This is a genomic window from Terribacillus aidingensis, assembly GCF_040703035.1.
Lineage (GTDB): Bacteria > Bacillota > Bacilli > Bacillales > Amphibacillaceae > Terribacillus.
Window position 1 is genome coordinate 199,924 of the sequence record NZ_CP159996.1, and the last position, 15,088, is coordinate 215,011.

Here is a 15,088-nt window from a genome sequence, read left to right on the forward strand (position 1 = left end):
ATTTTAATATTTTTCCGGAACAGGGGAAAGCTACGTTAGCAGAAGAGTGAAAGGGCTTTTATTATGTCTTTTTTTCGAATATATAATAGGAAATGAAAAAAATCATTAACGTGTGTGAAATAACTTTTGACAAGATCTCCAAGTAGGAGTAAAGTTGTAGGTGGATATTTTGAGCAATTTGTGAACGTACAGTTGTGAACAAATTCACAACAAAGTATAATGTTTACGTATAAATATAATGCATTACCATAGCAAAGGAGAATACGTTATGTCAGAAACAAACGAAAGTGTTAGCCAGAGCCAACAGGACCTAGCTGCGCAATTGCTAAAACCTGAAGTGCAAGAATCATTGACTTCTTTGATTGAACAGCTTCCAAAAATCAATGAACTTGTGAACGCTTTGACTGCTTCTTACGACTTCGCACAAGCTGTAGCAACAGATGATGTGTTGAAATCCGATACAGTTAATGCAATTACAGAAGTACTTCATCCAGTGACAGATTCTGTGAAAACAGTTGCCCAAACTGCGATTGAAGCTAAAGACCGTGCAGAAACAAGCAACGAAACAATCGGCCTTTTTGGTCTGCTTCGTCTGATGAAGGATCCACAAGCGCAGAAGATGTTCCGTTTTGTTCAGAGCTATCTTGAAGTAGCGAACGAAAAAGAAAGACAAAAACAAAAATAAGAGCTTATAAGGTAAGGACGGAGGATTAAGTATGGCAAAGAATATCGTTATTTTAGGCGCCGGTTACGGCGGAGTCTTAGCCGCTCAAACCGTACGTAAGTATTACAGCAAAGCGCAAGCAAATGTAACGCTTATCAATAAAACACCTACACACCAAATCATCACTGAGCTTCACCGTCTTGCAGCGGGCAGCATTTCCGAGCAAGCAGTGGCAATGCCAGTTGAGAAGCTTTTGAAAGGTTTGGATGTAGACTTCAAAGTAGCAACAGTAGATAGCTTTAATGTCGACAAGAAGGAAGTAGTTCTTGCTGGCGGAAATACACTTTCTTACGATGCTTTAGTAGTAGGTCTTGGAAGTAAGACTGCTTACTTTGGTATCCCTGGATTGGAAGAAAACAGCCTTGTTTTGAAATCAGCAGATGATGCAAACAAAGTTTACAACCAAATCCAAGATAAAATTAAAGCATATGCAGCATCTAAGAATCCTGCAGACGCGACTATCCTTATCGGTGGCGGTGGTTTGACTGGTGTTGAGCTAGTCGGCGAAATCGCGGACAAGCTAGCTTCTTTCTGCTTGCCTCACGGTGTGGATCCAAAAGAAATCAAGCTTCAGCTTGTTGAAGCTGGTCCGAAGATCCTTCCGATGCTTCCACAGCATCTAATTGACCGTGCGCAATCCAGCTTGGAAAAACGCGGCGTAGAATTCTTGCTTGGCTTGCCTGTAACGAACGTAGTAGGCAATGTCGTAGAATTAAAAGACGGTCAGAAAATCGAAACAAATACATTTGTATGGACAGGCGGCGTACAAGCGCTTCCAATGGTAGCTGAATCTGGATTGGAAACAGATCGCGGTCGTGCGACTGTGAACAATTTCCTTCAGTCTAAGAGCCACCAAGATGTATTCGTTGTCGGTGACAGTGCTGTATACTTCGGTGAAGACGGTCGTCCTTGGCCTCCAACAGCACAGATCGCTTGGCAAATGGGCGAGCTAGTAGGATATAACCTATTCGCTTACCTTGAAGGCAAAACAATGGAAAACTTCAGCCCGATCAACTCCGGTACACTTGCGAGCCTTGGCCGCAGGGACGCTGTAGCATTCATCGGTGCGAACCAAACACCATTGAAAGGTCTTCCTGCTACAATGATGAAAGAAGCAAGTAACATCCGCTACTTGACTCACGTAAAAGGACTATTCAGCCTAGCTTACTAAACATAAACATATCGAAAGCACCTCCCCATCGGAGGTGCTTTTTTGTATGTTACGAAATGTAAGATATCGGTCATTTTTCTTATTTTTCCAGTTATAATGGAAGTCTAGGAGGAGAGACTATGCTAATTTTCATTCGTTTATGGAAGAGCATCACTGGGTTCAATTTTCTGGCAATAGCTTTAGCGTCTGTCCTTGTCGTGCTGATAGGAACCGTCGGTATTCATGTAATCGAAAAAGATAATTTCCCATCTTTGTTCGATGGATTCTGGTGGACGATGACAACTGTAACCACAGTCGGATATGGAGATTTTTATCCAGAGACGGTACGCGGAAGACTGCTTGGAATCTTTTTGTTCTTATTCGGAATCGGCGTAATTGGTGTATTGATCGGAAAGATTGTAGACGGTGCCTCAGCTTATAATCGCATGCAAAGGGAGGGGAAATTGATGATCAAAAGGAAGGGGCATTATATCTATATCGGTTGGTCAAAAAAGGTGAAGAGATCAATTGAGGAAGTGCTGGCAAGTGAAGAAAATGCCTTTATTGTCGTTGTTGATGATAGGAAAGAGCATCCATTCGATCATGAACAAGTTGCTTTTGTACAAGGAGATCCATCTGATGAAACGACTTTGATACAAGCAAATCTCCTGGAAGCAGCACGCGTTGCTGTGTTCTCAGATCCCGAACTGGAATCTACACTATTAGCAGATGCTAAAACACTTCTGATAGCTTCAGCGGTCGAAGGGCTTTCCAAAAAAGAAAATACGAATATACATACTGTTGTAGAAATCAATAATGAAACACATATTCCTAAGTTTGAGCATATATCCATTGACGATTTTATTCTATCCAATGACTCCGTTTCCCTTTTGATGGCCAAAGCTGTGATGGCGCCGGGAACATCCAATCTCTTCCGTCAGCTATTGAGCAAACAGTACGGGACTAATATTTTTGAGATACATCCTGACTCTGTTTGGAAAACATATCAAGATGCGCAGGAAGCGCTGACGAGAGAGGGGATGGTCCTGCTTTGTATCAATCAGGATATGAACTACCTAAATAAAAGAGAAACCTCCCTTCAATCTGAAGACAGGCTGTATATCCTGGCAAGTGATGAAACTTATGAAAAATTCTCACAACGTGTTGTACAGTAGCTCCTTACATGATATTATAGAAAAAATTTACAAGTGATGATGCGAAATAGTACAGCATGGACGCTCCTTTTACAGAGAATCCCTGTAATGCTGAAAAGGGTGAAGGAGTTCAGCTGGAACAAACCGTGGAGCTGTCTGCCGGATGAAGATGATGGCAGACCGGGAAGTGCCCGTTAACGCACAAGGGTCTACGCAGCAATGCGTGTACTTATCTGAGCCTGGCTGGGTGACCTGCCGGGGAAACTAGGGTGGCACCGCGATGGTATCTCGCCCCTAAGATGACAATCATCTTTGGGGTGGGATTTTTTTTTGGCTTCACTTCAAACAGAGAGAGGGGAATGAAGATGAAAAACTACCGTTTACGTGCTATTGGAATGCTGATAGCAATTGCGTGTGCATCCTGTGGGGATTGGCTGTATTTGATTGCTTTGAATTTAAAGGTATACGAGCAGGCAGATCATGCTGCGGCAGCTGTTGCAATTCTTTATATGATCAAACCGGCAGCTGGATTACTTATGAATAGCTGGGCTGGCAGTATCATTGACCGGCTGGATAATCGGAAGCTGATGATTTTGTTATATGGTATAAGGATTGCAGGAATAACCGGTATGATCATGGCCGCTTCTCTCTGGCAAATATATGTGCTGGTTTTTATCGTTGCTGCTGCAGGTGCTATCTTCGAACCTGCCAGTTTACCGTATATAACGGGTTTGATTCATAAAAGACACTGGAAGAGATTCAATTCCTATCGTGCAATTGCAGATGGCAGTGGCTTTGTATTAGGGCCGGCAGCTGCAGGGATTTTAGTTGGCGCAGGATCTGTTGAGGTTGCATTAGGCGCTAATATCCTATTGTTACTGGCAGCAGTTAGTATATGCATAGCTTTGCCATCTGTAAAAGTTAGCTTGGAAGAAAGGGCGGAGAAGGGTTGGCTAAAAGTTTGGAGAAAGGATTGGTATCTTGTTACAGCATTCAGTAAAAAATTCGTCATGCTGACCCTGTTGCTGCTGTTGTTCAGCTGCATCACTGTCATGACTGCAGCTGTCGATTCTATGGAAGTTGCGTTTTCTGCAGAAGCAATCGGATTATCAGAATCTGCTTACGGACTGCTTGTAAGTATTGCTGGAATCGGTTTTATTTCGGGTTCTGTACTGTTGACTATCGTGAGTCACCATTTCCGTTCCATTCAACTGCTTTCTTACGGAGGAGCTGGAGGGGCCTTAGGGTATATATTGTTTGCTTATTCTCAAAGCTTTCTCCCTGCAAGTGTGGGTGTATTCATATTATCTGGTGCACTGGCTTTTGCGAATGCTGGGTATATGACTTATATGCAGGAGCATATTCCAATCGAGCAAATGGGCCGGATGATGAGTATGTATCAATCAATAGAAGCCATACTGATTATCGTGATGACAGCAGTTTTGGCCGTTATCAATCAGCTGACGGATGTAGCTGCAGCGGTGCAAATCGGCTGCCTGATCATGCTCTCGCTGGCGGTAGTATTAATCTTAATCAGCAAAAGTGCATCAGTGCGAGGAGAAGCCTGATATCCTTTCGGATACCAGGCTTCTTTTTATGCACAATTAGGGCCTGGACTGACGACCAACAGTATAAACTGATCGATTTTGGCGAATTTGATAATACTATAAAATAATACCGCACGCGGCGCCGAACAATACGATAACCCAAGCTGGAACCTTCCAGAAATTCAGAAGACTGAAGAAAATAGCGGCAAATGCAATATCAATTGATGAATGGATCGTCGATGACCAGATAGGAATAAAGAATGCACTGATCAAAATTCCTACAACTGCGGCATTGATACCGGCAAAGGCTTTGCGGAAGCTGCTGTTTTTCTGCAGACTCGACCAGAATGGCAAGGCTCCGATTAAGAGCAGAAAAGCTGGCAGAAAAATAGCTGCGGTAGCTAGCAATCCACCTTGCCACCCATAAAGAACTGTCCCTAGATACGCTGCAAATGTGAAGAGTGGTCCGGGGACTGCCTGGGCGGCTCCGTATCCAGCAAGGAAGTCTTGCTGACTGATTAAACCAGTTGGGACGAATTCACGCTCTAAAAGCGGAAGGACAACATGACCGCCTCCAAAAACGAGTGAGCCTGCACGATAGAAGCTGTCGGCCATAGCAAGAAGCGGAGCATCTGTTATCGCACGCAGCGCAGGAAGACCGGCTAATAAAAGGAAAAAAAGACTAAGACAGATTACTCCGGTCTTCTTACTGATAGAAATGTGTAAATGACCTGATTCCTCTTCGTTTAGTTTCGGATGAAACAGGAGGTATCCAACACCAGCCGCAAGCAATAGTGCCAGCAGCTGTGCCAATTGATGAGGCCATAAAAGTGTAAGAACTAGGGTGCCTAAGGCAATTCCCTTTGTGAGGGGGTTTGCTGTGAGCTTTTTGCTCATTCCAAGTATGGCATGAGCAACGACTGCAACGGCGACGAGCTTCAGGCCCTGAATCCAGCCTGCATTTGAAAGATTCGTTTGTCCAAGAAATAGAGCGAACAGAATGAGTATCAGAACTGAAGGCAAGGTAAACCCGATAAACGAGATAATTCCTCCTACAATACCGCCTCTTATAATTCCGATGCCAATACCGACTTGACTGCTGGCAGGTCCGGGAAGGAACTGGCTCAGTGCAACCAAATTGGCATATGTGTGTTCATCGATCCAGCGTTTATTCCGTACATACGTCTCCTGAAAATAACCGAGATGGGCAATCGGGCCACCGAACGATGTACAGCCTAAACGAAAAGAAATAATAAAGATTTCAAGAAGAGATGATATCTTTTTTTGGTCATGCGTCATATTTGGAGCTCCTTTCCATATATTAATCGTTGGAACAGCGTGAAACGTGCTATAAAATTCATTTGTACTATAACATTACCTTTTCTACAGTACTTTGGAATTTACAATAACTTTATAAACTAAATTGCAGATCACATTCTTGACAGGTTAAACGAAAAAAATTATTATTATCTAGACCAATCGTTATAATTTAAGGAGTGCAAGGTTGTATGGGACAGTGAAAAAGAAGGAAAGCACAAAAGAACTCATCTTACGTACCGCTTCAGAGCTGTTCCAGCGACAAGGCTATCATGGCACAGGCTTGAATCAGATTATTGAGGAAAGCGGTGCTCCTAAAGGTTCGCTGTACTATCATTTCCCGAATGGGAAAGAAGAGATTGCAGTAGAAGCAATTAAGCTGATGAAGGAGCATCTCCTCGTAGGAGCCGAAAATGATCTTAACGAGAAGGATACTGCAGCAGAGGCTTTTCAGTACCATATCCATAAGATTGCTTCCGATTTTGAAAAAAAACATCAAATGGAAGGTGTTCAAATCGGACTGATTGCGTCAGAAACTGCGTCAACTCATGAAGTGCTGCGAAACAGCTGCCAGCATGCCTATGCGGACTGGCAGGCATTATACGCAAATCGATTGATTGCTTTTGGCTATGAAAAGGAAATGGCGAAGGATCTGGCAGTTACGATAAATGCCTTGATAGAAGGTGCAGTGACCCTGGCTCTGACAAGTGCATCGGGAAGCCCGCTGTATAGTGTGGCAAGACAGCTTCCGTCATTACTTAAACAATAATTCCACATTGGAGGAGAAAGCTTTGCAAATGGATAGTAATAATACAGCTACAACAGCTGTGAACAACAGTAATATCAAAGCTATGCCAATCATCATCTCATTTTTGATTGCTGGTTTTGTTGGTCTTTTCAGTGAGACAGCGCTGAATATTGCGCTGCAGAATATCATTAATGGATTTGGTATCTCAGCCTCCTCAGCTCAATGGCTGACTACAGGTTACCTTTTGACACTTGGTGTGCTTGTGCCGGTATCCGGTCTAATCATGCAGTGGTTCACGACACGTCAGCTATTTTTGACATCTTTGGTGTTCTCAATCATCGGTACTATCATAGCTGCTGTTGCACCGTCATTCAGCGTGCTGTTAATTGCGCGTGTTGTGCAGGCAATAGGTACTGCTCTATTGCTTCCGTTAATGTTCAATACGATTCTTAACATCATCCCGCCGCATCGACGCGGAAAAGCGATGGGATTAATCGGTCTAGTTATAATGTTCGCACCTGCAGTAGGTCCGACGATCTCAGGTCTGATCATCGATAAACTTACTTGGCATTGGATTTTCTGGTTCTCCTTGCCATTACTAGTAGTGGCACTTGTATTCGGGGCATTCTTCATGCAAAATGTTACACAATTGACAAAGCCTAAAATCGATATTCTATCTATCGTCTTATCGACTATCGGTTTTGGTGGTGTGGTTTACGGATTCAGCCATGCTGGTGAAGGCGGCGGTTGGGGCGATCCAATCGTTATCGTTACCATTGCAGTCGGCGTTTTGAGCCTTATTTTATTCTCTGTTCGTCAGGTTAAGATGGAACAGCCGATGATGAACTTGAACGCGTTCAAGTACCCGATGTTCGTATTAGGCTTGGTGCTCATCTTAGTAAGTATGATGGTTATGCTTTCCTCTATGATCTTGCTGCCATTGTACCTGCAAACATCCCTAGCGCTTACTCCGCTAGTTGCCGGTCTTACAATGCTTCCTGGCGGTGTTATCAATGGTTTGCTTTCTCCTGTCATGGGAGGACTATTTGATAAGTTCGGACCGAGATTCCTTGTTACTCCTGGTCTTATCATTGTCACTTTGGTTATGTTCGGGTTCTCTACCATTTCCCTGGACACGTCCACTGGCTTCATCATTGGATTGCATATCGCTTTGATGATTGGTATCTCCATGATTATGATGCCGGCACAGACAAATGGCTTGAACCAGCTGCCTCCTAGTCTGTACCCAGATGGAACAGCTATCATGAACACATTACAGCAGGTTGCTGGTGCAATTGGTACTGCTGTAGCAATCTCTATTATGACTGCTGGACAGAAGAGCTTCATGGAAGATGCGGCCAATCCGCAAGATCCAGCTACAATGATTCAAGCATTTACAGAAGGTGTCCAAGGTTCATTTATCTTTGGTATCATTGTTGCTATTATTGGTGTGGTCATCAGTTTCTTCATCCGACGAGTGAAAGTGGATCATCAAGCAAATTAATTAAAATCCTGCCGTATAATCGGCAGGATTTTTTTGTGTGGAAAATTAAGGTATGATAAGTGAGTAAACAGAGATTGGGGGGATATGTTTGCTTACAATAGAACAATTAAAAGAAATAAAAAAACTTCAGCAAATTGTGGAGCAATATGACAGTATAAATCTGAAGCTGAATTGGGATATGCTCGAGAATAGGAGTGATGAGGATCAGACTGATTTTTTGTCATATGATTCGGGCCAGCTTGTCGGTTTTCTTGGCTTATATAGCTTCGGGAGCAAAATTGAAGTATGCGGTATGGTGCATCCAGATCATCGGAGGAAAGGCATCTTCAGCAGACTATTTCATAACAGCCATCCTGCCCTGGAAAAAGCTCGGAAAATCTTGTTAAACGTTCCGGCGGATAGTCAATCGGGAAAACAATGGTTGGACTCAATAGCTTGTACATATGAAGAATCAGAGTACATGATGAAATGGGAGGGAAACATACTTCCGGAATTGGATAAATCCATTCGTTTGCGACCTTCACGTAAAGAAGATATCGAAATGAAAATGAAATTGGATATCGTCTGTTTTGAGTTTAAGCCGGATGAAGCAAAAGTTTACAATGATAGATTGGAGAGGAATGGATTTCAACAGGAATTTTTCATGATTGAGGCAGAAGATAAGATAGTCGGGAAGATTCGTATTCATCGTGAGAAAGAACGAAGTGAGATATATGGTTTTGCAATCCTTCCCGAATTCCAAGGAAAGGGATATGGGAGAATGGCTTTGCAGGAAGCTGTGCGGATGGAGGCACAGCGAGGGCAAACGGTTTATCTGGAAGTCCAGCCAGAGAATGAAAAGGCGCTGTCTTTATATACGTCGACCGGATTCAAGAAAGAAAGCCAGCAGGATTATTATCTTTATTCCATATAAATAGGCCGCCTTAAAGGCGGCCTAACTTTATTTCTGTAATAAGCGATTGATGCTTACCATCTCGACGCACAAGCATAGTACATCGATGGCTTTTTTCAGTTCTTCAGTTGGTGGAAGTGTTGGTGCAATACGGATGTTCCGGTCATATGGATCCTTACCGTAAGGGTAGGTTGCACCAGCGCCAGTTAAGGTTACACCAGCTTTTTTGGCAAGCTCCACGACATCCTTCGCGCAGCCTCCCATCGTGTTCAAGCTGATGAAGTAGCCGCCGTTCGGATTCGTCCAATCGGCAATTCCTTTACCACCCAGTTTCTCCTCCAGGATTGTCAAGACGGTCTTGAATTTTGGCGCAATGATTGCGGCATGCTTTTTCATATGGGCAGCAAGGGTGTCTTTATCTTTTAAAAATGCTACGTGGCGCATTTGATTCAGCTTATCCGACCCAATGGATTGAACGGATAGATGCTTTTTATAGAAAGTAATATTCTTTTCGCTGGAAGCCAGAGCAGCAACACCAGAGCCTGGGAAAGTTACTTTAGAAGTAGAAGTGAATTCCATGACACGATCCGGATTCCCCGCAACCGCAACTGCCGTCATGATATTTTTAAGTTCATCTGGTTCTTCTGTAAGATGATGGACGATATAAGCATTGTCCCAGAAAATCCGGAAATCATCTGCAGCTGTTTTCATTCCAGCAAGACGATCAACAACAGCATCGGTGTATGTAAAACCATCCGGATTGCTGTATTTAGGTACACACCAGATTCCTTTGATTTGCGGATCAGCTGCGACGAGCTTTTCTACTTCATCCATGTCAGGACCTTCTGGAGTCATCGCAACACGGATCATCTCGATTCCCAATGCTTCGCAAATTGTGAAATGACGGTCATAGCCAGGGCTAGGGCAGAGGAATTTCACGTTATCTTGCTTGATCCATGGTGTCGCGTCTTCTGATACACCATGCAGCAAAAATTGAACGATGGAATCATGCATCAATGTCAGACTGCTGTTTCCTCCAACGATTACTTGCTTCGGTTCAACATCTAGGATGGAAGCAAAAAATGCCTTTGCTTCTGGAATACCGTCCAATACACCGTAATTCCGTGCATCTGTTCCATTTTCCGTTTTAACAGTGCTGCTAGACGTAATGATATCGAGCATCGGCTGGGAAAGATCAAGCTGCTCAGTGCATGGTTTCCCGCGCGACATATCCAGCTGCAGCTGCTGACTGGCGATTGCCTCATATGCATCCTGCAGCGTATTGTATTTCTGTTGTAACGCTTCATTCGAAAGATCTTGATAATTAGCCATGGTTGCCGCCTCCGTTGCTTATTTTTCAATGATTATCTTAACACGAAAAGAGTGGAATTCCTAACGTGTTCGAATTATTCTATTAATATTACAAAGAAAGGAATGGGGGTTAAGTCAATGGGAAATGTTTTTACAAGAATTGGAGAAAAGATAAGTGATTATCCGTTATTTGCAGCGGAGTGGGAAGAGAGGGCTCGGGAAATTCTGCCGGCTGGTCCTTTTGGATTTTTGCAAAGCGGGGCCGGAGATGAAGAGACGCTCGGGCAGAATAGAGAAGCATTCAGCGAGTACGACCTCCTGCCGCGAGTTCTGCGGGATGTCTCCAATGTAGATACTTCTATCCAGCTGTTCGGGCAGGAGCAAAGTATGCCTGTGATGCTGGCGCCAGTAGGTTTCCAAGGAATCTTCCATCCGGAGAAGGAGCTTGGCAGTGTGAAAGCTGCAGCAGCTGCCGGTATTCCGTTTGTTGCAAGTACGGTTACATCGGCTTCCTTGGAAGAGATTGCAGCAGCAGCACCGAAAGCAGTGAAATGGTTCCAATTGTATTGGTCTAGGAATCGTGCTTTAACTGCCAGTATGGCAAAACGGGCTGAAATAGCGGGCTATAAGGCAATTGTAGTGACGGTCGATACAGGTCTGCTTGGGTGGCGAAAACGAGATTACCGGAATGGCTATTCGCCGTTGAAGCTGTTAAAAGGAACAGCAAATTACATAAGTGATCCTGTTTTTCAGGAATTGGTGCCACAGCTTACAGAGGAACATGTAAGAGAGGCTATACTGGAGAATATCCATCACCCGAACCTTACATGGGATGATTTACTATTCTTGCGGGAACAGACAAACTTGCCGATTGTGGTGAAAGGCATCTTGCACCCAGCAGATGCCAAGCAGGCAATTGAATTAGGAATGGATGCTATCGTTGTGTCCAACCATGGGGGAAGGCAGCTTGATAGTGCCATTGCTTCTTTACGGGCACTGCCTGCAATCGCGGAAACAGTAAATGGAGCAGTGCCGATATTGTTGGATGGCGGTGTGCGGAGCGGATCAGATGTATTTAAGGCAATTGCCTTGGGAGCGGACAGCGTCCTGATCGGCCGTCCTTATGTATACGGACTCGCTGCGGGCGGACAAGCTGGAGTGAGCCGTGTGATCGAGGATATGCGTACAGAGCTTCAATTGACCTATGCACTGTCAGGTATATCATGCACGAAGGAAATTGATGCAGCTTATCTAGTGAAAAGATAGAGAAATAGGAATCTTAGAGGTGAAGTTATGCGGATAGAAACACATACAAAGAAAAAACGGACGAAGGCAACCATTGCAACCGTCCTGCAGTACGTATTGAATGTAGCCTTGATTCTTTTGGCTATCGCCATTTCCATATTGCTAGTGAAGGAATTGATTGATATTATCACCAACTCCTTGTTCAATGAAGGCAATACTTCCAGGTTGGCATTTTTGAATAATATCCTGGTATTTTTCCTGTATTTCGAGTTTATTGCCATGATCGTGAAGTATTTTCAGGAGGATTATCACTTTCCGATCCGGTATTTCCTTTATATCGGTATCACAGCGTTAATTCGTCTGATTGTCGTTTATCATGAGAGTGCGCTATATACATTGTATTACTGTGGTGCGATACTCCTGCTTGTTATGTGTTATTTCATTATGAATAGAGCTAATGAAAGATCAAAGAAAGAAGACTTTTAAAAAGAGAAGTATGCCGCTTTAAGAGCCGGCATGCTTCTCTTTTTTTGGAAACAGGGTATAGCTGAAGCTGATGAGAAAATCAATACCAAGAATAATTGACCAGATGCGCAGGACGCTGCTGAGTGCCTCTGTTCGCTCCCCGTCGCTGATCCAATAGATGACAGCAAGCAGCAGACCAGCGCCGATGATATATGCAAGCAAGTGCTGCAGCCAACCCTTCACTTCTTTCTTAGCATGTTCTTTGCCGTAAAGTTTCTTCGGTTTCTCGCCTTGTTTTGTAATGTAATAGGCAAAGCGCTGATCGGCCCAGCGTATCATGGATTTTCCATATGCCAGGCTGACGCCGATATAGATGGCAGCAATGGCGTGGGGAACAGTTGCTGTTGCGCCGCGTGCAAGATCAAAGCCGGTAGCTAATAGCAATATCAAGTCAATCAGAGGGGTCGCACCGAGCAGGATCATACCGACTTTTGGAAGCTTGAACACATAGCGGGCAATTAGTCCGGCAGCAATAAAAACCCAAAAACCGACTTCACATAGAATGATTAAAACAATGATACTGTTCATTTTCCATCTCCTTTTTATAGTACAGATGTATTATTATGCTAACATGGGAACCTTTGTGATACAAGTGTATTAAATAAATTGATTTCATATAATCTTTTTGCTACAGTAAAGCTATGCCAAAAAAAATAGATCATGAAGCAAGAAAGCAAGATATAGCCAAAGCAACTTGGAAGGTCATCATGGATGGCGGGATGGAGGCAGCCTCTGTCCGGAACATTGCCAAAGAAGCAAATCTGTCACTAGGTGCTCTTCGTCATTATTTCACGACACAGGAAGAGCTGCTTCAATATGCGATGGAGCTTGTTAAATCCCGTTGTGAAGCTCGGATCATGCAAGTGATTCAACAAGTATTGCAGCCGAAACAGCTTGTGACAAAGGTATTGTTGGAGCTTATCCCAATTGATAAGGAAACAATGGCAGAAATGCAAGTATGGTTTATGTTCACGCTGCATTTCAAATACAAGCAAGGAGATGCTTTCCGTCAGACAGATGGTATCCGGGAAACTGTGCTGCGTGTGTTGGTATTCCTTTCGGAAAGTGGATATATGAAGGAGGGGAGAGATCTGCAAAAGGAAACGGAAAAGTTATATGCGTTAATTGATGGATTGGCTTTCCACCGTTTCATTGATCCTGAGCATTTTTCCGGTGAATATGCCGCAGAACTTCTAACTGAATATGTAGATGATTTGTGCCGGGAAGAGAAGGGGAGTAATTGATACTCCTCTTTTTTTAGTTAAAAAAAGGTGCGTATCTAGCTAAAATTTATAGATTGGTTTTTACGGTGGGAGAGAATTTGATAACAAAAATGACATACTAATCTTATATGTTATATACTTAGAAACCTTGATATGATGGAAAAAATTTAATTATATTTTTTGAGCAAAATGATTCCATTATAAAAATGTTAGTAGTAGAATGAGTGTCAGAAACTTTTTTAAGTTTTTTAATTAAATAAACTAACTGCAACACGAGGAGGAAAAAGTAGTGGAGTCAACATTAACAGCACAACGTTATTATGTGAATGGCGAATGGAAAGAAAGCAACACTGGAAATGTCGTGGAAATTATGTCTCCGTACAAAGAGGGCGTCGTTGGTACTGTGCAGGCATTGTCTCAGGAAGAGGCTGCAGCAGCAATTCAATCAGCGAAGCAAGCACAAAAAGCATGGGCAAAGGTTTCCTTGCAGGAAAAAGCAGATCTGCTTTATAAATGGGCTGATGAACTGCTTGCAATGCAGGATGAACTTGCGCATACGATGATGCTTGAAGTCGGTAAGAGCCTGAAGGATGCTAAAAGCGAAGTGCAGCGGACGTATGACTATATCCGTTACACTGCACAGGAAGCATTGCACACTAATGGCGAAAGCATGAGAGGCGATCGTTTCCCAGGTGGTTCCAGCTCTAAAGTTGGTATTGTGGACAGAGTACCATTAGGTGTTGTTCTTGCAATTGCGCCTTTCAACTACCCAGTAAACTTATCAGCATCCAAACTGGCTCCAGCACTTATTTCCGGTAATACGGTCATCTTCAAGCCTGCTACGCAAGGCGCTTTGAGCGGTATCAAGATGATGGAGGCATTCGACCGAGCTGGCTTCCCAGCGGGTGTTGTCAATATCGTCACTGGCCGTGGTTCTGTCATCGGTGACTTCCTTGTGGAGCATAAAGATATAAGCATGGTTTCTTTCACTGGGGGAACTAAAACAGGTGAGAATCTGGCGAAAGTTGCTGGCATGAAGCCTGTCGTTCTTGAGCTTGGCGGTAAAGATCCTGGTATTGTCCGCGAAGATGCAGATCTTGATAAAGCTGTGAAGAATATCATCAGCGGAGCATATTCTTATTCAGGTCAGCGTTGTACAGCGATCAAACGTGTACTTGTCCATGATAATGTGGCAAATGAATTGGTTGCTAAATTGCAGGCTGAAGTGGAGAAATTGGCTGTTGGTTCTCCAGAAGACGGCAATACAGTTGTTCCATTGATTGATAGTAAATCAGCAGATGGCGTGCAAGCGCTAATCGATGATGCATTGGAAAAAGGCGCGACACTTCTTGCAGGTAACAAACGCGAAGGCAATCTGATTCATCCGACATTGCTTGATCATGTAACCGAAGATATGGATGTTGCATGGGTAGAACCATTCGGTCCAGTATTACCTGTCATCCGTGTTGGTTCTGATGAGGAAGCAATCGAAATTGCTAATAAATCCGAGTACGGCTTGCAGGCGAGCATCTTCACACGTGATGTGGATAAAGCCTTCTATATTGCGAACGAATTGGAAACTGGGGCTGTCCAAATCAATGGACGTACAGAGCGTGGTCCTGACCACTTCCCGTTCCTTGGAGTAAAAGGTTCTGGTATGGGAACACAAGGTATCGCAAACAGCATTCTTTCTATGACAAGAGAGAAGCTGACTGTATTGAACCTGGATAAATAAAATAAAAAAGAGG

General features: G+C 43.5%; 14 protein-coding genes and 1 other annotated feature. Of the genes, 11 read left to right on the forward strand and 3 right to left on the reverse strand.

Features of this window, described 5'->3' with window-relative positions; all coding sequences use genetic code 11:
• The first annotated feature begins 268 nt into the window (after positions 1-268).
• From ABXS78_RS01155 to ABXS78_RS01170, 4 genes are all read left to right on the forward strand, one after another.
• Complete coding sequence (locus ABXS78_RS01155) at positions 269-685, forward strand: DUF1641 domain-containing protein (protein ID WP_095224471.1); 417 nt, start codon at positions 269-271, stop codon at positions 683-685.
• A gap of 31 nt (positions 686-716) precedes the next feature.
• Positions 717-1,895, forward strand: a complete 1,179-nt coding sequence (locus tag ABXS78_RS01160; protein WP_366248559.1) for an NAD(P)/FAD-dependent oxidoreductase — start codon at positions 717-719, stop codon at positions 1,893-1,895.
• Positions 1,896-2,014: 119 nt separating this feature from the next.
• Complete coding sequence (locus tag ABXS78_RS01165; protein WP_366248560.1) at positions 2,015-3,049, forward strand: ion channel; 1,035 nt, start codon at positions 2,015-2,017, stop codon at positions 3,047-3,049.
• Positions 3,050-3,076: 27 nt separating this feature from the next.
• Positions 3,077-3,327: a binding site (T-box leader), on the forward strand.
• Positions 3,328-3,393: 66 nt separating this feature from the next.
• A complete protein-coding gene (locus ABXS78_RS01170) occupies positions 3,394-4,596 on the forward strand; it encodes an MFS transporter (protein WP_366248561.1) in 1,203 nt (400 codons plus the stop codon).
• A 96-nt stretch (positions 4,597-4,692) separates the two neighbouring features.
• Here ABXS78_RS01170 and chrA read toward each other — a convergent pair whose 3' ends face one another.
• Positions 4,693-5,874 (reverse strand): chromate efflux transporter, encoded by a 1,182-nt coding sequence (gene chrA / locus ABXS78_RS01175; RefSeq protein WP_366248562.1) that lies wholly within the window; start codon positions 5,872-5,874, stop codon positions 4,693-4,695.
• Positions 5,875-6,079: 205 nt separating this feature from the next.
• Between chrA and ABXS78_RS01180 the strand changes: the two genes are divergently transcribed.
• The 3 genes from ABXS78_RS01180 (at position 6,080) to ABXS78_RS01190 (ending at position 9,057) form a co-directional block, all read left to right on the forward strand.
• On the forward strand, positions 6,080-6,661 hold the full coding sequence (locus ABXS78_RS01180) for a TetR/AcrR family transcriptional regulator (protein ID WP_366248563.1): 582 nt from the start codon (positions 6,080-6,082) through the stop codon (positions 6,659-6,661).
• Between the two features lie 28 nt (positions 6,662-6,689).
• Positions 6,690-8,144, forward strand: a complete 1,455-nt coding sequence (locus tag ABXS78_RS01185) for a DHA2 family efflux MFS transporter permease subunit (RefSeq protein WP_366248564.1) — start codon at positions 6,690-6,692, stop codon at positions 8,142-8,144.
• A gap of 88 nt (positions 8,145-8,232) precedes the next feature.
• Positions 8,233-9,057 carry a GNAT family N-acetyltransferase gene (locus tag ABXS78_RS01190; protein WP_366248565.1) on the forward strand — a complete coding sequence of 275 codons (825 nt, stop codon included), beginning with the start codon at positions 8,233-8,235 and terminating at the stop codon, positions 9,055-9,057.
• Between the two features lie 27 nt (positions 9,058-9,084).
• Here the strand turns inward: ABXS78_RS01190 and ABXS78_RS01195 are convergent, their stop codons facing one another.
• A complete protein-coding gene (locus tag ABXS78_RS01195; protein ID WP_366248566.1) occupies positions 9,085-10,368 on the reverse strand; it encodes an aminotransferase class I/II-fold pyridoxal phosphate-dependent enzyme in 1,284 nt (427 codons plus the stop codon).
• A 117-nt stretch (positions 10,369-10,485) separates the two neighbouring features.
• On the opposite strand from ABXS78_RS01195, the gene ABXS78_RS01200 reads away from it, so the two are divergent.
• Together ABXS78_RS01200 and psiE are read left to right on the forward strand one after the other, a co-directional pair.
• Positions 10,486-11,613: an alpha-hydroxy acid oxidase gene (locus ABXS78_RS01200; RefSeq protein WP_366248567.1), complete on the forward strand. Its 1,128-nt coding sequence runs from the start codon at positions 10,486-10,488 to the stop codon at positions 11,611-11,613.
• Positions 11,614-11,640: 27 nt separating this feature from the next.
• Positions 11,641-12,078 (forward strand): phosphate-starvation-inducible protein PsiE, encoded by a 438-nt coding sequence (gene psiE / locus ABXS78_RS01205; protein ID WP_366248568.1) that lies wholly within the window; start codon positions 11,641-11,643, stop codon positions 12,076-12,078.
• An 18-nt stretch (positions 12,079-12,096) separates the two neighbouring features.
• Here the strand turns inward: psiE and ABXS78_RS01210 are convergent, their stop codons facing one another.
• Positions 12,097-12,645, reverse strand: a complete 549-nt coding sequence (locus ABXS78_RS01210; RefSeq protein WP_366248569.1) for a hypothetical protein — start codon at positions 12,643-12,645, stop codon at positions 12,097-12,099.
• Between the two features lie 113 nt (positions 12,646-12,758).
• Between ABXS78_RS01210 and ABXS78_RS01215 the strand changes: the two genes are divergently transcribed.
• Positions 12,759-13,361 (forward strand): TetR family transcriptional regulator C-terminal domain-containing protein, encoded by a 603-nt coding sequence (locus ABXS78_RS01215; RefSeq protein ID WP_366248570.1) that lies wholly within the window; start codon positions 12,759-12,761, stop codon positions 13,359-13,361.
• Positions 13,362-13,629: 268 nt separating this feature from the next.
• Positions 13,630-15,075: an NADP-dependent glyceraldehyde-3-phosphate dehydrogenase gene (locus tag ABXS78_RS01220; RefSeq protein ID WP_366248571.1), complete on the forward strand. Its 1,446-nt coding sequence runs from the start codon at positions 13,630-13,632 to the stop codon at positions 15,073-15,075.
• The last annotated feature ends 13 nt before the right edge of the window (positions 15,076-15,088 follow it).